Here is an 18,396-nt window from a genome sequence, read left to right on the forward strand (position 1 = left end):
GCCCCGGCAGGGGCCGTTATCAAATCGCGACCAGCCCACGTACCCCGTCGGCTTCCATTGCCTCACCCCGTCCGCGCTGCACGATTTCGCCGCGCGACATCACCAGATAGCTGTCGGCCAGCTCGGCAGCGAAGTCGTAAAACTGCTCCACCAGCAGGATCGCCATATCGCCGCGCTGGGCCAGCTGGCGGATCACCGCGCCGATCTCTTTGATAACCGATGGCTGGATCCCTTCGGTGGGTTCATCGAGGATCAACAGCTGGGGTTTGCAGGCCAGAGCGCGGCCAATCGCCAGTTGCTGCTGCTGCCCCCCGGAAAGATCGCCACCGCGACGTGCTTTCATCTCACGCAGGACCGGGAACAGTTGATAAATTTCCTCTGGCACCGCTTTGGCCTGCGCCCCGGAAAAGCGCGCCAGCCCCATCAGCAGGTTTTCTTCCACCGTCAGACGCGGGAAGATCTCCCGTCCCTGTGGCACGTAAGCAATCCCGGACTGCACGCGCTGATGCGGTTTACGGCTGTTGATGACTTTATCCCGCCAGCGGATTTCACCCGATTTCGCCGGAATCAGCCCCATCAGACACTTCAGCAGCGTGGTTTTCCCCACGCCATTGCGCCCCAGCAGGCAGGTGATTTCACCGGTTTTGGCTTCGAACGACAGGCCACGCAGAATATGGCTGCCGCCGTAATATTGATTCAGTTCCGATACCTGTAACATCTCAGCGCCCCAGATAAACGTCGATAACCCGATCGTCGGCCTGTACTTCGCGCAACGATCCCTCGGCCAGCACCTGCCCCTGATGCAGCACCGTCACATGATCGGCGATGGTTTCAACGAAGCCCATGTCGTGTTCCACCACCATCAGCGAATGCTTACCGGCGAGGCTGCGGAACAGCTCGGCGGTGTACTCGGTTTCCGCATCGGTCATACCCGCCGCGGGTTCATCCAGCAGCAACAGATGCGGGTCCTGCACCAGCAACATGCCGATCTCCAGAAACTGCTTTTGCCCGTGCGACAGCAAACCCGCTTTGCGCTGCCGTTCAGCGCCGAGCCGCAGCAGTTTCAGCACTTCGTCGATACGATCCTGCTGCTCGCCGCTGAGGCGGGCGCGCAAACTGGCCCACACCGATTTGTCATTTTTCAGCGCGATTTCGAGGTTTTCGAACACCGTCAGTGCTTCAAATACCGTGGGTTTCTGGAACTTGCGGCCAATACCGGCGCGCGCGATGTCCACCGATGACAGCCGGGTGAGATCGGTATCCTGGTCGTAGATCACCCGGCCATTATCGGGGCGGGTTTTGCCAGTGATCACATCCATCAGCGTGGTTTTCCCCGCGCCGTTAGGGCCGATGACGCAGCGCAACTCGCCGACGCCGATCTGCAACGACAGATCGGTCAGTGCACGGAAGCCATCAAACGAGACGTTAATGTTTTCCAGCAACAGTACCGGATCGCTTTGATCACGATGGCGGTCTGCCGGATGGGGTTGGGTAAAAAGTTGTTCAGTCATCTCGCCTCCGGCGCAGCAGGCCAATCACGCCACGCGGCAGGAACAGCGTGACGAGGATAAACATCAATCCCAGGAAGAACAGCCAGTATTCCGGGAACGCCACGGTGAACCAGCTTTTGGCACCGTTAACAATCGCAGCGCCGAGCAGCGGGCCGATCAGCGTGCCGCGTCCACCCAGCGCGACCCAGATTGCCGCTTCGATGGAGTTGGTCGGGGACATCTCACTCGGGTTGATGATGCCAACCTGCGGCACATAGAGCGCGCCCGCCAGACCGCACAGTACGGCGGAGAGCGTCCAGACAAATAACTTAAAGCCGCGTGGATCGTAACCGATGAACATCAGACGGTTTTCCGCATCACGCACCGCGGTCAGCACCCGGCCAAACTTGCTGCGTGCCAGGGCAAAACCGATGCCGAGGCTGACCAGCAACAACAAGACGGTGGCGACAAACAGGCCGATACGCGTGCTGGTGGCGGTGACGTTAAAGCCGAGCAGGGTGGTGAAGCCGGTAAAGCCGTTGTTACCGCCAAAGCCGGTTTCGTTACGGAAAAACAGCAGCATCCCGGCGTAGGTCAGTGCCTGGGTCATGATCGAGAAGTAGACGCCTTTGATCTTCGAACGGAAGGCAAAGAAGCCAAACACCAGCGCCAGCAGGCCGGGCACCAGCACGATCAGGCACAGCGCCCAGGCGAAGTGTTGCGTACCGGCCCAGAACCACGGCAGCTGATTCCACGACAGGAACGACATAAAGGCGGGCAGGCCGTCACCCGATGCCTGACGCATCAGATACATCCCCATGCCGTAGCCGCCGAGGGCGAAGAACAGGCCATGGCCGAGAGACAGCAGCCCGGCGTAGCCCCATACCAGATCAAGCGCCACCGCGACGATGGCGTAGCACAGGATTTTGCCCACCAGCGTCAGGGTGTAGGTGGAAAGCGCCAGCGGGTGGCTGGCGGGCAGCAGCGCAAAGAACGGCATGATCAGCAGCAGCAGGGCGATAATCACGCCGAGGCTTAAGGTCAGGCGCGGCGCTTTGCGCGCGGCGGTTAAGGTTAGCGGCTGGCTCATCAGTCAATCACCCTCCCTTTAAAGGCAAACAGGCCCTGCGGTCGTTTCTGAATAAACAGTACGATCAACACCAGGATAAGGATTTTGCCCAGCACCGCACCAATCTGCGGCTCCAGCACCTTATTAAGAATGCCAAGGCCAAAGGCGGCCACCACGGTGCCAGCCAGCTGACCGACACCGCCGAGCACCACCACGAGGAACGAGTCGATGATGTAGCCCTGGCCGAGTTCCGGGCCGACGTTACCCAGCTGGGACAGGGCCACCCCGCCGAGTCCGGCGATGCCGGATCCGAGGCCAAATGCCAGCATGTCGATACGTCCGGTGGGGACACCGCAGCAATCCGCCATCGCGCGGTTTTGCGTGACGGCACGCACGCTGAGGCCGAGACGGGTCTTGTTCAGCAGCAGCCAGGTCAGCCCCAGCACCGCAAACACAAACAGAATGACCGCGATACGGTTATAAGGCAGCACCAGGTTTGGCAGCACCTGCATCCCGCCGGAGAGCCAGTCCGGGTTGGCAACTTCCAGGTTTTGCGCGCCAAACAGCATACGCACCAGCTGGATCAGCATCAGGCTGATGCCCCAGGTGGCGAGCAGGGTTTCCAGCGGGCGACCGTACAGATGACGGATAATGGTGCGTTCCAGCACCATGCCCATCACCGCAGTGACGAGGAAGGCCACTGGCAGCGCCAGCAGCGGATACCACGCCAGCCATTGTGGCGCGAACTGCTGAAACAGGCTCTGCACCAGCCAGGTGGCGTAGGCCCCCAGCATCAGCATCTCGCCGTGCGCCATGTTGATCACCCCGAGCAGGCCATAGGTGATCGCCAGCCCGAGCGCCGCCAGCAGCAGGATCGATCCCAGCGACAGGCCGGTAAACGCCTGGCCGAGCAGATCGCCCCACATCAGGCGATGTTTAATTTGTTGCAGGCTGGCGCTGGCAGCGGCGCGTACCTGGGCATCCGGTTCGTTCGCCGGTTGCGTCAGCTGTTGCAGGCTGGCCTGCATATTGGGATCGCTCGATTCCCCCAGCAGCTGCACCGCTTTCAGCCGGACCTGCGCATCCGGGCTGGCGAGTTGCAGGTTGGCAGCGGCCATGGCAAGCGTGGCATGGACCTTGCTGTCTTTTTCGCTGGCGAGACGTTGCTCAATCAGCGGCAGCTGATCGGCCGCGCCGTCATTTTGCAGCTGCTGCGCGGCGCGCAGACGAATGGCAGGATCATCACTGACCAGCTGGTGTGCAGCGAGTGCGCTGGCGATCAGTACGCGCAGCCGGTTGTTCATAAAGAGTTTTTTGCTTTCTCCGGTCGGCTGCTGTGCGCTGTCGAGCGGCTGGAATTTGTCGTCCTGTTTACTGAACGGTTGTTTGTTTTCATCAATGACCACGGTTTCATTGTGCAGCGCCTCCAGAAGCGGCAGGCGGCTGGCCTGCGGCGCGGCGGCCCATTGCTGGAGCAGCGTGGCCTGTTGGGTACGACTGGCAGCAGCGAAATCTGCGCCATCGCCCGCCTGGGCCAGCCAGGGCAGGAGCAACAGCAGACAGCAGAGAGTGCGGCGAATTGTCATGGTTCTGGCCCTGTGGTTGCGGATAACGTAGCGGCGCGATTTATCGCGCAATTCCGTGCACGGTGCTGGAAAAATCCGCGCGATAAATCGCGCCGCTACAAGGGACTGGGTCGCCATTAATGGCGACCTTGTGCATTAATTGGTGGATTTCACCGGGTAATCAGGCTTTTTATCGTTACCGGCGATATACGGGCTCCACGGCTGGGCGCGTACCGGTTTATCGGTCTGCCACACCACGTTGAACTGACCGTTCTCTTCCACTTCACCAATCATCACCGGCTTATGCAGATGGTGGTTGGTTTTGTCCATGGTCAGGGTGAAGCCATCAGGCGCTTTGAAGGTCTGTCCGGCCATGGCCGCACGGACTTTGTCGACGTCGGTGGTACCCGCTTTTTCTACCGCCTGCGCCCACATATGGATGCCGACATAGGTGGCTTCCATCGGGTCGTTGGTGACCACGGTGTTGGCGTTTGGCAGGTTATGCGCTTTGGCGTAAGCGCGGTAATCGGCGACAAACTTCTTGTTGGTTGGATTATCAACAGACTCAAAGTAGTTCCAGGCCGCTAACTGACCTACCAGCGGTTTGGTGTCGATACCGCGCAGTTCTTCCTCGCCCACCGAGAAGGCAATCACCGGAATATCGGTGGCTTTGATGCCCTGGTTCGCCAGTTCTTTGTAGAACGGCACGTTGGAGTCACCGTTGATAGTGGAGATCACCGCAGTTTTACCGCCAGCGGAGAATTTCTTGATGTTGGAAACGATGGTCTGGTAATCGCTGTAACCAAACGGGGTATAAACTTCCTGGATATCTTTATCCTGCACCCCTTTCGAGTGCAGGAAGGCGCGCAGGATTTTGTTGGTGGTGCGCGGATAGACGTAGTCGGTGCCCAGCAGGAAGAAGCGTTTGGCGCTGCCGCCATCTTCGCTCATCAGGTATTCCACTGCCGGAATCGCCTGCTGGTTCGGCGCTGCGCCGGTGTAGAACACGTTCGGTGACATCTCTTCGCCTTCATACTGCACCGGATAGAACAGCAGGCCGTTCAGCTCCTCAAACACCGGCAGTACCGATTTACGCGATACCGAGGTCCAGCAGCCAAACACCACTGCGACTTTGTCCTGCGTCAGCAGCTGGCGGGCTTTCTCGGCAAACAGCGGCCAGTTGGACGCCGGGTCAACCACCACCGGCTCCAGCTTTTTGCCCAGCACGCCGCCTTTGGCGTTAATTTCATCAATGGTCATCAGCGCAACATCTTTCAGCGGTGTCTCCGAAATGGCCATGGTGCCGGAGAGCGAATGCATAATCCCCACTTTGATGGTATCGGCAGCCTGAGCACCAAAGGCAAAGCCCATGCTGACGACGGTAGCGGAGAGAGCGAAAGCCTTAAGCAACGAACGTCTTTTCATCGTTTAAACCCCTAAATGTGTAATGTGTTTTTATTCAATGGGTTGAAGCCTGGCCTGCTGTAACATATGTAAAGTGATTTTTCTGACCTCGGCCTTACTGACGGCGATATGGTCGGTCAGAATGCGCTGTGCCTCCTCGGTGTGTTGCTGAAAAATCGCCCGTAAGATCTGAGCGTGCTCGCGGTACGTGGCATCGACCCGGTCGTCTCGCGTGAAGTCGAGACGACGGATGATGCGAATCTTTTCAGTCAGTTCGGCGTGTACCCGTGCCATCTCGCGGTTACCGGTGGCGCTGACCAGCGCCATATGAAACGCCTCGTCATGCAGCGACACCGCTTTGCCATCCTCCAGTCGCGGGTTGTCGATCCAGAAGGTTTTCAGTTCGGTCAGGATTTCCGTGCACTGCAACGGCGGCAGGGCGCAGAGACGGCGCACCGCTTCCCGTTCCAGCACGGTGCGGAAGTCGTACAGTTCTTCGAAGTATTCGAAGTCGAACGGCTTGATCTGCCAGCCGCTGCGGAACCACACCTCGACATAACCCTCGCGCTCCAGCCAGAACAACGCCTGACGCACCGGTGTACGGCTGACCTCCATCCGTTCTGCGATTTCGCTCTCGCTGAAGCGGTCGCCGGGCATCAGGCGAAACTCAAAAATATCGTTCTTCAGCGCCTGGTAGACTTTCTCGGCCAGCGCTTCCGGACGGCCTTTGCTGCGTTGCGGGTTAGCACTCATGGCGATTCCTTATTCCAGCCACAGCAGGGTGTCGCCCGGACTGACCGGACGGCCCGCCTGGCAGGCGATACGTTTAACGCGACCCGCCTGCGGTGCGGTGATCGCCAGTTCCATCTTCATCGCTTCCACGATGATCAGCGTCTGACCGGCCTCAACCTCATCGCCCGGCTGCACCAGCACTTTCCAGATGTTGCCGTTCATATCGGCACACACCGCCAGCGCGCTGTCATCCGCTTCGTCGCTCACCACCAGCGTCTCTTCACTGGTCAGCGGTGCGTTCTGCTCTTCCTGCGCCCACAGCGTCACTTCCTGCTCAAACGCGGCAGCCTGACGGGTGCGGAATTCCCCGATGGATGCCGCATGTTCGGCGAGGAATTGCTGATGCGCGGCGAAATCAAACACCGTCTCTTCGATGCGGATACGCGCCCGGCCTTCACGGAAGTCGTCACGCAGTTGGGTCAGTTCGTCTTCGCTCACCGGGTAGAAACGCACCTGGTCGAAGAAATGCAGCAACCAGGGTTCGTCGGCGGCGAACTGATCGTTTTTCAGGAATTTGTTCCAGATCGGCAGCGTGCGACCAACCAGCTGGTAGCCACCGGGGGAGTCCATGCCGTAGATACACATGTACATGCCGCCGATACCCACCGTGCCTTCAGCGGTAAAGGTACGCGCCGGGCTGTATTTCGAGCTGAGCAGACGATGACGTGGATCAACCGGTACCGCGCAGGGCGCGCCGAGATACACATCGCCCAGACCGAGGATCAGGTAGCTGGCATCGAAGATGGTGTCGCGCACCGCTTCGCGACTCTCCAGGCCGTTAATACGCTGGATAAAGTCAACGTTGTTCGGCAGCCAGGGTGCCGTGGCGCGCACCGTTTCTTTGTAGCGTTCCACCGCGCCGAGCGTGGCGCTGTCTTCAAACGCCATCGGCATCCAGACGATACGCGACGGGACTTTCAGCTGGCTGACATCACCCAGACCGGCTTCCAGTTCCAGCAGCAGGGCCATCAGGCGCGGCTGGCTGAGGATCAGGCTGTCGAAACGGATTTGCAGCGAGCGCACGCCGGGGGATAACTCTTCCACGCCGGGCACCGCGCGTTCACGCAGGGCATTCATCAGCAGATGCACGCGCAGACGCAGCGCCAGATCCAGCACGTTGTCGCCGTACTCAATCAGCACGTATTTATCCCCCGCCTGGCGATAGGCCACCGCCGGGGTGTGGGTGGTGGCGGGCAGGGCGGCCAGCAGGGTGGCGGAACCGATATCGCTATCAGCCAGCGAAGGCACCTCGAAAGCGGGCGCATGGGTCGGACGCAACGTTTCGACGCTGTGTGCCTGGGCTTTCTCCAGCGCCACCGCTTCGTCAGCGCTGATCGGATGGAAACGGATGCTGTCGCCGGGTTTGACCTGGCCGACTTTCCACAACTCGGCTTTGGCGATGGTGACCGGGCAGACGAAGCCGCCGAGGCTTGGGCCGTCATGGGTGAGGATCACCGGGAAGTCACCGGTGAAGTTCACGGCACCGATGGCGTATTCGCAATCGTGCACGTTGGATGGATGTAGCCCGGCTTCACCGCCGTTGGCGCGCGTCCAGCTCGGTTTTGGCCCCACCAGGCGCACACCGAGGCGGTTGGAGTTGTAGTGCACCTGCCAGTCGCTGGCAAAAAATTCGTCAATGGCGGCCTGGGTGAAGAAATCCGGTGCGCCGTGCGGTCCGTACAACACGCCGATGCGCCATTCGTTGCCGTAGTGCGGCACCAGCGCATGATCCAGCGGCTGCGGTTCGCTGACCGGAGCGGGTGTGGTGCAGGCGGCCAACTGCGGCTGGGAGATCGGCAGCATATCCGCGACGCGCAGGGTGCGTCCGGCATGGCCACCAAACTGGCCGAGGGAGAAGGTGGCGCGGCTGCCAAGATATTCCGGCACATCAAAACCGTTGCGCACCGCCAGATAGGTGCGGCAGCCGCTGTGCGCCCGGCCCAGTGTCAGGGTCTGTCCGGTGCGGACGTTGACCGGCTGCCAGTAGCTGATCGCTTCACCATCGAGATCCGCCGGGCAATCCGCACCGGTCAGGGCAATCACCGCGTCGTTGTGAAAACGCAGCGTCGGTCCCTGTAAGGTGAATTCCAGCCCGGCAGCGGCTTCATGGTTGCCGACAATACGGTTGGCGAGACGGAAGGCAAAATCATCCAGCGGGCCAGACGGCGGCACGCCGATGTCCCAGTAGCCGAGGCGGCCAGGGAAATCCTGAATGGTGCTGAAGGTGCCGGGTTGCAGCACTTCAATCACGCTGGCTGAGGGGGTGAAGCCATCCAGGAAACGCGTCCAGACGTTGCCGCTGCGGAACGCCTCGGTGGCGACGATTTGACGCAGATAATCCAGGTTGCTGGCAATGCCGTGTAGCTGAGTCGCGCCCAGCGCCTGCTGCATTTTCGCCAGCGCGGCGTCACGGGTCGCGGCATGCACGATCAGTTTGGCGACCATCGGGTCGTAATATGCGGAGACTTCGGTGCCGGTAGCGATCCAGCCATCGACACGCACGTCATCCGGGAAGCTGACGCCCGTCAGTACGCCAGGGCTGGGCTGGAAGTTTTTCAGCGGGTCTTCCGCGTACAGACGCACCTCAATTGACGCACCCTGCGGTGCCTGCTGCATCCGTGCCCAGTCGAGGCTGTCACCCGCCGCCACTTTCAGCATGCATTCCACCAGGTCGAGGCCGGTGACGCACTCGGTCACCGGATGTTCCACCTGCAAACGGGTGTTCACTTCGAGGAAATAAAACGCATCCTGTTCGGCGTCGTAGATATATTCCACAGTACCGGCGCTGCGGTAGCTGACCAGCTCGCCAAGGCGTACCGCTGAAGCCAGCAATGCTTCACGCGTCGCCTGCGGCAGGTTGGGGGCCGGGGTTTCTTCCACCACCTTCTGATTGCGACGTTGCAGCGAGCAGTCACGTTCGCCAAGGGCGATGACTTTGCCGTTGCCGTCACCAAAAATCTGTACTTCGACATGACGGGCGCGATCGATACAGCGTTCAAGAAACACCCCTGCATCGCTAAAGAATTGCTCGCCGAGGCGACGCACGCTCTCCCACGCGTTGCGCAGGGCATCGGCATCGGCACAGCGCGTCAGGCCGATACCGCCGCCGCCCGCGGTGCTTTTCAGCATCACCGGATAACCGATGCCATCGGCGGCGTTCAGCGCCTCGTCCAGCGAGGCCAGCAGCGGGGTACCCGGCGTCATTGGCACACCGGCGCTGGCCGCCAGCTCACGCGCACGGTGTTTCAGGCCGAATTCGCCGATCTGCTGGGCGGTGGGGCCAACAAAAGCGATCCCCGCTTCTTCACAGGCGGCAGCAAACGGCAGGCTTTCAGACAGGAAACCGTAGCCCGGCCAGATGGCTTCAGCACCGGTTTCTTGCGCAGCGGCCAGAATCTTGTCGATTTTCAGGTAGCTGTCGCTGGCTTTATCACCGCCGAGGGCAATGGCGACATCGGCTTCTTTGACGTGACGCGCGTTGCGGTCGGCGTCGGAATAAACCGCCACGCTTTTCACGCCCAGGCGCTTCAGGGTGCGGATGGCACGGCAGGCGATTTCGCCACGGTTAGCAATCAGAACGGTGCTGAACATGATTATTTACTCCCCTGAGTCGCCAGCCAGTTACGCCAGCCGCCGAATTCGGTGATCTCCAGTGCCTGTTTCAGCACCGCCGGTTCACAGATAAAACCTTTAACCACGCGGCCATCGGCCAGCGTCAGTGAGCCAATGCCCAGCGGCGGTGGGATCTCCGCCACAAATTCGCCAAAGCGCGCCAGCGGGATGTCCCACAGTTCGACGGTGATCGCCGCACCTTGCTCATCGCGCAGCAGGCCGGGTTTTTTGATCGGTCCATCAAGCAGGGCGAACAGTCGGTAATTGCTGGCAGTGGCAGTTTCTTCCACCAAAACTGCCTGACGGGTGGTGAGCTGGAAATTCAGCGGCATGCCGGTGAGGTGCGCACCCACCACCGCCACGCGCACATGGTCGGCGGAAGGCGGCAAAACGGCGTGCTGGGCCGGTTGTGGTTTGCCGGTGGCCCCGAGCGGCAACGCCAGCTGCTGTTGCCAGCGCAGGCCGAACTCCACCAGCGCCCGATCGTGCCAGGCGGGGGAGATCAGCGTGATGCCCGCAGGCAGGCCATCGGCGCGGAACGGGGCGGGCAGCGCCAGTGCGCTGAGATCGGCCAGGTTAGTGAAATTGGTGTAGGTGCCGAACTGCGAGTTGTAGTGCACCGGCTCCTGTTGCATCTCTTCCAGCGTGTGGATGGTTGGCGAAGTGGGCACTACCACGGCGTCAAACTGCGCCAGGGTTTGCTGGATCTGACGCGTCAGTTCGGCGCGCAGGTATTCGGCCTGGTAAGCCTCCACCGCGCTGTATTTCAGGCCACTGCTGACGATGCCGTAGACCACCGGGTCCATCTCTTCCGGGCGATTAATCATCTCGCCCACTGCTACGGTGCGCTCGGCGACCCACGGGCCGTAGTAAAGTTGCTCTGCCAGCTGGTGGAACGGGGTAAAGTCGATGGGATGCAGCGTGGCACCGCTGGCCAGCAGGCGCTCCAGCGCGCTATCCCAGGCCGCTTCGGCTTGTTTGTCATCAAAGAATTCCGGGTTGGCCGGAATGGCAAAGTCCGGATGGGCCTTGATGCTGGCGGGTGCGGTATGCGGGTTGCTGCGTGAATAGGCGTCGCCCGCATCGTAGCCACCGGCGGCGCTGGCGACGGCGAACGCATCTTCCACCGTCAAGGCAAACACGGAAATGGTGTCGTTCAGGCGACAGGCGGGCACGACGCCACTGGCGGAGAACCAGCCTTTGGTGGGTTTCAGGCCGACAATATTGTTAAACCCGGCCGGTACGCGACCAGAACCGGCGGTATCGGTGCCGAGGGAGAAACCCACCAGACCGCGTGCCAGTACCGAGGCGGAACCGGAACTGGAGCCGCCGCTGACGTAGTCCGGGTTAAAAGTATTGCTGACTGCGCCAAACGGCGAGCGGGTGCCGACCAGGCCGGTAGCGTATTGGTCAAGATTGGTTTTACCGATCAGCACTGCGCCAGCGGCTTTCAGTTGTGCCACGACGAAGGCATCGGCGGTGGCGGTGTAGGTCAGTGCCGGACAGGCGGCGGTGGTGGGCCAGCCCGCGACATCGATATTGTCTTTCACCGCAAAAGGTACGCCGAATAGCGGCAACGCGGCCGGGTTACGCAGGTAGCTGGCGAGCAATGGCTCAATCTGCGCCTGTAATTGCGCGGGAGTGGCGAGGTAAAGCCAGGCGTTGTCCTGAGGATCGATTGCGTTGAGGTGTGCGGTCAGCAGGGCGGTAATTTGCTGTGGTTCCTGCTGGTAGCGCTGCTGCCAATCCTGAATCGTGAGACCAAAAGTTGATGCCATGGGTGAATTCCAACTGGTATACAAGATGGAATTCAACAGAGCAAAGGACGTGCCATTTTTGTAACAGAATGATTATGCGTAACTAATGGTTTTACGATAAGTTTTTGTGATGAATAAATGCACAATGGCAGCGCGTCGGGTGGTCGATGACGGTGCGTGAGCGTAAATTTTGTGAAGAACATGGCAAGAGGCCGTGGCCCTGGTTAGCATGAATGAAGTCCGGCATGAGCTGGATCGCAGCACAAAGAGGAGATCGTCGTGGAGAAGTGGCGTAACTGGATGATAGGGATCTGTCTGGTCAGCGCGGCCAGCAGCGTATGGGCCGATTCGCTTGATCAACAACGACAGCGCTATGCCCAGATAAAACAAGCCTGGGATAGCAACCAGATGGATACCGTGGCGCAACTGATGCCGACGCTACAGGATTACCCGCTTTATCCTTATCTGCAATATCGGATGCTGGCGCAGGATCTCGATCAGGAAACACCGCTGGCGGTGAAAAATTTTATTCAGCAATATCCAACGTTGCCGCCTGCGCGCTCGCTGGCGACGCGTTTTGTCAACGTGCTGGCACACCGCCAGGACTGGCAGGAGTTGCTGAGTTTTAGCCCGGAAGAACCCAAACCGGTGCAGGCACGCTGTAACTGGTACTACGCCAAATGGGCGACCGGCCAGCAGCAGGCGGCGTTTGATGGGGCGAAATCGATCTGGCTGCGCGGCACCGCGCTGCCCAATGATTGCGATCAACTGTTCTCGGTGTGGCAATCCAGCGGGCAACTGTCGCCGATTACCATCCTCGAACGTATTCGTCTGGCAATGAAAGAAGGCAACGATAGCCTGGTGAATTACCTGGCGAAGATGCTGCCTGCGGATTATCAAACCATGGCGAATGCGGTGATGACGTTACAGCAGAATCCGCTCACCATCACCAGCTTTGCCAGCAGCGTCGGTCCCACCGATTTTACCCGTCAGGCCACCACGTTTGCCTTTGCCCGCGTGGCGCGTCAGGATGTGGAAAATGCCCGACTGATGATTCCGATTCTGGTGCAATCACAGAAGATGGGACCGGAAGAAGACCAGGCGCTGAAAGAGATCGTGGCCTGGCGACTGATGGATAATGATGTCACCTCAGATCAGGCGCGCTGGCGCGATAACGTGGTGATGAACAGTGAATCCACCACCCTGATTGAGCGTCGCGTGCGGCTGGCGCTGGCGAATAACGATCGTCGCGGGCTGAACACCTGGATTGCCCGTTTGCCGGTGGAAGCCAAAGAGAAGGATGAGTGGCAATACTGGCAAGCCGATCTGCTGATCTCTCAGGGGCGTAAAGAAGAAGCTGACGAGATTCTGCGTAAGCTGATGCAGGCGCGTGGCTTTTACCCGATGGTGGCGGCACAGCGGCTGGGCGTGGATTATCCGTTGCAGGTGGATAAAGCCCCGGCACCGGATAACAACCTGGTGCAGGGTGCAGAACTGGCTCGGGTGCGTGAGCTGATGTACTGGGGGCTGGATAACCTGGCGCGCAGCGAGTGGGCTAATCTGATCGCCAGCAAAACCCGCGATCAGCAGCAGATGCTGGCGCGTTACGCCAATGAGCAGGACTGGTGGGACCTCAGCGTGCAGGCGACCATCACCGCCAAAATGTGGGATAGCCTGAAAGAGCGCTTCCCGCTGGCGTGGCAGAACCTGTATCAGCAATACACTGGCGGCAAAGGCATTCCGCAGAGCTATGCGATGGCGATTTCGCGCCAGGAAAGTGCGTGGAATCCGAAAGCGCGTTCACCGGTGGGAGCGAGCGGCCTGATGCAAATCATGCCTGCCACCGCCACCCATACCGTGAAGATGTATAACATCCCCGGTTATGTGAACAGCAGCCAACTGTTTGATCCTCAAACCAATATCCAGATCGGGACGCAGTATCTGGAATATGTTTATCAGCAGTTTGATCAGAACCGTATCTTTGCCTCGGCGGCCTATAACGCCGGACCTGGACGGGTGCGCAGCTGGCTGAATAACAGCGGCGGACGTCTTGATGCCGTCGCTTTTATCGAGACCATTCCGTTCTCGGAAACCCGCGGTTACGTGAAGAACGTGCTGGCCTACGATGCCTACTATCGTTACTTCATGGGCAAGCCCGATAAGATTCTGGCTGATGGCGAGTGGAATCGCCGCTACTGACTGTGCTATGCTTCCGTACTCGTTAATGAGTACGGAAGCCCTTCATGAGCCAACCCCTTTCTTCCCAGCCGCAATCGGCACAGCCGGTTGAAGATAACTGGCTGCGTTTTGTCGAACTGATGCAAAATGCCTACGCCGATGGCGTGGCACTGCCGTTGCTGCATCTGATGATGACCCCGGATGAGCGGGAATCTTACGGTACGCGTCTGCGGATTATTGAAGAGTTGATGAACGGCGAGATGAGCCAGCGTGAACTGAAGAACGAGCTGGGCGTCGGTATCGCCACTATCACCCGTGGCTCCAACAGCCTGAAAGAAGCACCACCGGAGCTGAAACGCTGGCTGGAAGCGCGTCTGGGACGCGCCTGATTACTGCTGATACAGCGGATGCGTGAACGGACACAGCGCCAGAATCAACGCCTGATGATACACGCTGGAGCGGGTCAGCAGGCCGTGCGTAAAGGCGCCAATCGCGCCACCTTTGTGTTTGATATTCTCCACACCGGTTAAACGCGCCATTTCATCACCCAGTTCGTTTCCAGCGTTCAAGCCGCGCATCACCACCGGTGGCAGCGTAAAGCTGGCAGAACGCGATTCTCCGCGCTGCCGGGTATTCTCCACCACCATCCAGGCGAAGGCGCTATCGCCCTCAATACCCGCCTCTATCGCCACCCAGAAATCGGCATCGGCTTTTTTCGCACGCGCATTGGCGACGCGCTGACGTGCGCCAGTTCGCGTTTCTACATCACTCAGCGGCTGGGCAGCAACGCCACTCTCGACCTCGACCCCCTCAATATGGCAGGATCCTTCGCCGAAAACGTCGTTGAACGCCTGTGCAATCGCGCGGATTTTTGCCGGGTTGATGGTGGCTGCGACAACATGGTACATAATTGTTTGAACCCTCAAGGCAAATTTGTCGCAGTATAACGGAAATTAAGCATGCTACAGGTCTATCTTGTTCGTCACGGTGAAACGGTTTGGAATGCGGCCCGACGCATTCAGGGGCAGTCCGACAGTCCGCTGACGGAAAAAGGTGAGCAGCAGGCCCATCAGGTGGGCGAGCGCGTTAAATCGCTGGGCATTACCCACGTGATTGCCAGCGATTTAGGACGTACCCGTCGCACCGCAGAAATTATTGCGGATGCCTGCGGTTGCACCGTCACTGTCGATGCGCGTCTGCGCGAGCTGAATATGGGCGTGTTAGAGAAGCGTCCCCTCGACGGCCTGACGCCGGAAGAGGAAAGCTGGCGTAAAACGCTGGTGGATGGCACCGAAGGGGGGCGTATCCCTGGCGGAGAATCGATGGCGGAGATGGCGGCGCGTATGCACGCTGCGCTTAATGCCTGTCTTGACCTGCCACCGGGTAGCCGTCCGCTGATTGTCAGCCACGGTATGGCGCTGGGCGTACTGGTGAGCACCATTCTTGGCTTACCGGCGCATGCGGAGCGCCGTCTGCGTCTGCGTAACTGCTCAATCTCGCGTGTTGATCATCAGCAGAGCGCCTGGCTGGCGGCGGGCTGGGTAGTGGAAACGGCGGGCGATGTATCGCATCTCGATGCGCCCGCGCTGGATGAATTGCAGCGCTAAATCATCGTCATATCCGTAGCGGCGCGATAAATCGCGCCGCTACGGAATGTGCATGTTACTGAGCCGGGCGAATCGGAATCAGGTATTCGCAGCGGATTTCCGTTGGCGGCTCGCTACGCTTTTTACCGCCGTGGGTAAAGAAGCGCTCGATATCCTGCCCCTGGCGACGTACCAGACCCAGCGTTGGCATACAGGTGCCGTACAGCAGCAGAATAAATTCCTGCAACGCAGTGCGCGGGCCGGTATAGGTGAATTGCACATAATCACCCGCTTCCAGAATCACGCTCTGGTTGGACTGCATGCTTTTCCCTAACTGATCGGCCGTCACCGCGGTGGTGTAGAGAATTTCCTGCTCATCATCCTTCTCGTGGCTGGCACGTACCTGATGCAGGCCGTATAGCACCGGCGGCACCGTGTCGGTTTCCAGCAGGAACTGCTTCCAGAAATGCACGCGCATTTCGTCACGATAGCTGGAAATCTGTTCCAGCGTGCAGCTGTAGATTTGTGTCTGGCCCACCAGCACGGTTTCCGGCAGCGTGACATACTGCGGCTCCGGCAGATGATTGTCGTCCAGACGGATTGGGGGGCGGATACCGAAGGAGTTCCAGTCTGACGAACGACGATACCAGGCGGGCGTTTGGTTAAACTGCTTTTTGAACGCACGGGTAAAGGTCTGCTGGGAATCGAAACGGTATTGCAGGGCGATGTCGAGAATCGGACGGCTGGTCAGACGTAATGCGACCGCTGCCTTCGACAGCCGGCGTGCGCGGATATACGCGCCGATCGCGTGGCCTGTCACGTCCTTAAACATGCGCTGCAGGTGCCATTTGGAGTAACCCGCTTTCAGGGCGACATTATCCAGTGAAAGGGGTTGATCCAGATGGCTCTCCAGCCAGACAAGCAAATCGCGAATGATACCGGCTTGGTCCATAAAACATCCTCATAATTCTCTGGTGGCGCAACTTATGAAGTCGTCGAATAATAGCACGAAATGCAAAAAGGCGAGAGGGCGGTTTTGTAAGTCGACTGTGCTACATCAATGCGGGTTGTTACCCATTTGGTTTGGTTCTGTTACCAATTGCCAGTACATTACATTCTCATCTATTCCGTTTGCAATGGTAACTCAATGACAGTAACTCGCCTTCTTATAGTCACCCTGGCAACATTTGCTTTTTCTGGCCCCCTCTTTGCTGAGGAGATCGGCTCTGTTGACACGGTGTTCAAGATGTTTGGTCCCGATCATAAGATCGTGGTGGAAGCCTTCGATGACCCCGATGTAAAAAATGTAACCTGTTATATCAGCCGGGCAAAAACCGGTGGGATCAAGGGCGGATTAGGCCTGGCGGAAGATACTTCCGACGCGGCGATTTCCTGCCAGCAGGTTGGACCGGTCACCCTTAGTGATAAAATCGCGCAAGGTAAGGCGCAGGGGGATGTGGTGTTCCAGAAACGCACATCGCTGGTTTTTAAGAAGTTGCAGGTTGTACGCTTTTATGATCAAAAGCGCAATGCTTTGGTGTACCTGGCTTATTCAGACAAAGTCGTCGAAGGCTCTCCGAAGAACGCGCTCAGCGCCGTGCCGATCATGCCGTGGCACTGATCATCGCGCATAAAAAAACGCCCTGACGGGCGTTTTTTTGCGGGCTGCTTAGTCCTGCAGCTCGCCGCAGAAGCGGTAACCTTCGCCGTGAATGGTGGCGATGATTTCTGGTGTATCCGGCGTGGACTCGAAATGCTTACGGATGCGGCGGATGGTGACATCCACGGTGCGGTCATGCGGCTTCAGCTCGCGACCGGTCATCTTCTTCAGCAGATCAGCACGCGTCTGAATTTTGCCTGGGTTTTCACAGAAGTGCAGCATGGCGCGGAATTCACTACGCGGCAGTTTGTACTGCTCGCCGTTCGGGCTGATCAGTGAGCGGCTATTGATATCCAGCTCCCAGCCGTTGAAACGGTAGCTTTCCACCTGACGACGCTCTTCGTTCGGCATCGCCAGATTCATGGTGCGTGACAACAGGTTGCGCGCACGGATGGTCAGCTCACGCGGATTAAATGGCTTGGTGATGTAATCATCCGCACCAATTTCCAGACCAAGGATTTTATCCACTTCATTATCACGGCCGGTCAGGAACATCAGCGCGACGTTCGCCTGCTCGCGCAGTTCACGCGCCAGCAACAAGCCGTTTTTACCGGGAAGGTTAATATCCATGATCACCAGATTGACGTCGTTATCCGTCAGGACCTGATGCATTTCGGCGCCGTCGGTGGCTTCATAGACCACATAACCTTCCGCCTCAAAGATACTTTTGAGGGTGTTACGCGTGACCAGTTCGTCTTCAACGATAAGAATGTGCGGGGTCTGCATGTTTCGCTACCTAAAATTTGCCAACAAATCGAAAACAGGGCGTACGGCGGTTGCACTTACTGTTCGTCGTAACAGCATGCCGTTCACAACCGGTGTACGAAATAATCTTCGGAATACACCATCCATCTACGTCAACTTCAGTGTTAGCTCAGCCAGTCAGGATGAATATTTGCGTGCCCCGTGGGTATCGGACTGGCGCTTATCCTAACCGTATTAACAGCAACCTAACAGCACCAACAACAACCGATAAGCATAAAAACAACGCTTCGTTGACTTATATCAAATGCAAGTGTAGCACGTTAACACTTTTATGAAAAACTTCTCCAGGAATGCCAGCTTAGCTCACAAAAAGCAGCATTTTTGCTACATTTCAGCTGCATAATAGCAAAACCAAAACCTGCCGGAAATTATATTTCAATAAGATGATATCTAATGCTTTTATATTAAAATGGTCCGGAAATTTAGCTTTAATACGTTAATTTATGCTACCCATCGGTTTTATTCGCTTTTAACATCCTTAACATCTTATTTTCTTATAGCGCTATGGTTGGTATTTT

General features: G+C 58.4%; 15 protein-coding genes. 4 read left to right on the plus strand and 11 right to left on the minus strand.

What is annotated here, in order from left to right; all coding sequences use genetic code 11:
* Window positions 1–19: 19 nt before the first annotated feature.
* From urtE to atzF, 8 genes are all read right to left on the minus strand, one after another.
* Window positions 20–718, minus strand: a complete 699-nt coding sequence (gene urtE / locus CUN67_RS02940) for an urea ABC transporter ATP-binding subunit UrtE (RefSeq protein ID WP_208713937.1) — start codon at window positions 716–718, stop codon at window positions 20–22.
* A 1-nt stretch (window position 719) separates the two neighbouring features.
* Window positions 720–1,511 carry an urea ABC transporter ATP-binding protein UrtD gene (gene urtD / locus CUN67_RS02945; RefSeq protein WP_208713938.1) on the minus strand — a complete coding sequence of 264 codons (792 nt, stop codon included), beginning with the start codon at window positions 1,509–1,511 and terminating at the stop codon, window positions 720–722.
* Window positions 1,504–2,580, minus strand: coding sequence for an urea ABC transporter permease subunit UrtC (urtC, locus tag CUN67_RS02950; RefSeq protein WP_208713939.1), 1,077 nt, complete (start codon window positions 2,578–2,580; stop codon window positions 1,504–1,506). The genes urtD and urtC overlap by 8 nt, the downstream gene beginning before the upstream one ends.
* Window positions 2,580–4,145, minus strand: a complete 1,566-nt coding sequence (gene urtB, locus CUN67_RS02955; protein WP_208713940.1) for an urea ABC transporter permease subunit UrtB — start codon at window positions 4,143–4,145, stop codon at window positions 2,580–2,582. Before urtB ends, urtC begins: the two co-directional genes overlap by 1 nt.
* A gap of 135 nt (window positions 4,146–4,280) precedes the next feature.
* Entirely contained in the window at window positions 4,281–5,549 is a 1,269-nt protein-coding gene (gene urtA / locus CUN67_RS02960; protein WP_208713941.1) for an urea ABC transporter substrate-binding protein, read from the minus strand.
* A 30-nt stretch (window positions 5,550–5,579) separates the two neighbouring features.
* On the minus strand, window positions 5,580–6,281 hold the full coding sequence (locus tag CUN67_RS02965) for a GntR family transcriptional regulator (RefSeq protein ID WP_208713942.1): 702 nt from the start codon (window positions 6,279–6,281) through the stop codon (window positions 5,580–5,582).
* A gap of 9 nt (window positions 6,282–6,290) precedes the next feature.
* Window positions 6,291–9,911, minus strand: a complete 3,621-nt coding sequence (gene uca / locus CUN67_RS02970; RefSeq protein ID WP_208713943.1) for an urea carboxylase — start codon at window positions 9,909–9,911, stop codon at window positions 6,291–6,293.
* Window positions 9,912–9,913: 2 nt separating this feature from the next.
* A complete protein-coding gene (gene atzF / locus CUN67_RS02975) occupies window positions 9,914–11,710 on the minus strand; it encodes an allophanate hydrolase (protein ID WP_208713944.1) in 1,797 nt (598 codons plus the stop codon).
* Between the two features lie 258 nt (window positions 11,711–11,968).
* Here atzF and sltY point away from each other — a divergent pair, with 258 nt between their 5' ends.
* Window positions 11,969–13,888 carry a murein transglycosylase gene (gene sltY / locus CUN67_RS02980; RefSeq protein ID WP_208713945.1) on the plus strand — a complete coding sequence of 640 codons (1,920 nt, stop codon included), beginning with the start codon at window positions 11,969–11,971 and terminating at the stop codon, window positions 13,886–13,888.
* Window positions 13,889–13,932: 44 nt separating this feature from the next.
* Entirely contained in the window at window positions 13,933–14,256 is a 324-nt protein-coding gene (trpR, locus tag CUN67_RS02985; RefSeq protein ID WP_208713946.1) for a trp operon repressor, read from the plus strand.
* Here the strand turns inward: trpR and yjjX are convergent, their stop codons facing one another.
* A complete protein-coding gene (gene yjjX, locus CUN67_RS02990) occupies window positions 14,257–14,775 on the minus strand; it encodes an inosine/xanthosine triphosphatase (protein WP_208713947.1) in 519 nt (172 codons plus the stop codon).
* A 51-nt stretch (window positions 14,776–14,826) separates the two neighbouring features.
* Between yjjX and gpmB the strand changes: the two genes are divergently transcribed.
* Complete coding sequence (gene gpmB, locus CUN67_RS02995) at window positions 14,827–15,474, plus strand: 2,3-diphosphoglycerate-dependent phosphoglycerate mutase GpmB (protein ID WP_208713948.1); 648 nt, start codon at window positions 14,827–14,829, stop codon at window positions 15,472–15,474.
* Between the two features lie 55 nt (window positions 15,475–15,529).
* On the opposite strand, the gene robA is transcribed toward gpmB, so the two are convergent.
* Window positions 15,530–16,405 (minus strand): MDR efflux pump AcrAB transcriptional activator RobA, encoded by an 876-nt coding sequence (gene robA / locus CUN67_RS03000; RefSeq protein ID WP_084872525.1) that lies wholly within the window; start codon window positions 16,403–16,405, stop codon window positions 15,530–15,532.
* Window positions 16,406–16,600: 195 nt separating this feature from the next.
* Between robA and creA the strand changes: the two genes are divergently transcribed.
* Entirely contained in the window at window positions 16,601–17,074 is a 474-nt protein-coding gene (creA, locus tag CUN67_RS03005) for a protein CreA (protein WP_084872528.1), read from the plus strand.
* A gap of 48 nt (window positions 17,075–17,122) precedes the next feature.
* On the opposite strand, the gene arcA is transcribed toward creA, so the two are convergent.
* Window positions 17,123–17,839 carry a two-component system response regulator ArcA gene (gene arcA / locus CUN67_RS03010; RefSeq protein ID WP_208713949.1) on the minus strand — a complete coding sequence of 239 codons (717 nt, stop codon included), beginning with the start codon at window positions 17,837–17,839 and terminating at the stop codon, window positions 17,123–17,125.
* Between the last annotated feature and the right edge of the window lie 557 nt (window positions 17,840–18,396).

This window comes from Pantoea cypripedii, from assembly GCF_011395035.1.
GTDB lineage: Bacteria > Pseudomonadota > Gammaproteobacteria > Enterobacterales > Enterobacteriaceae > Pantoea > Pantoea cypripedii_A.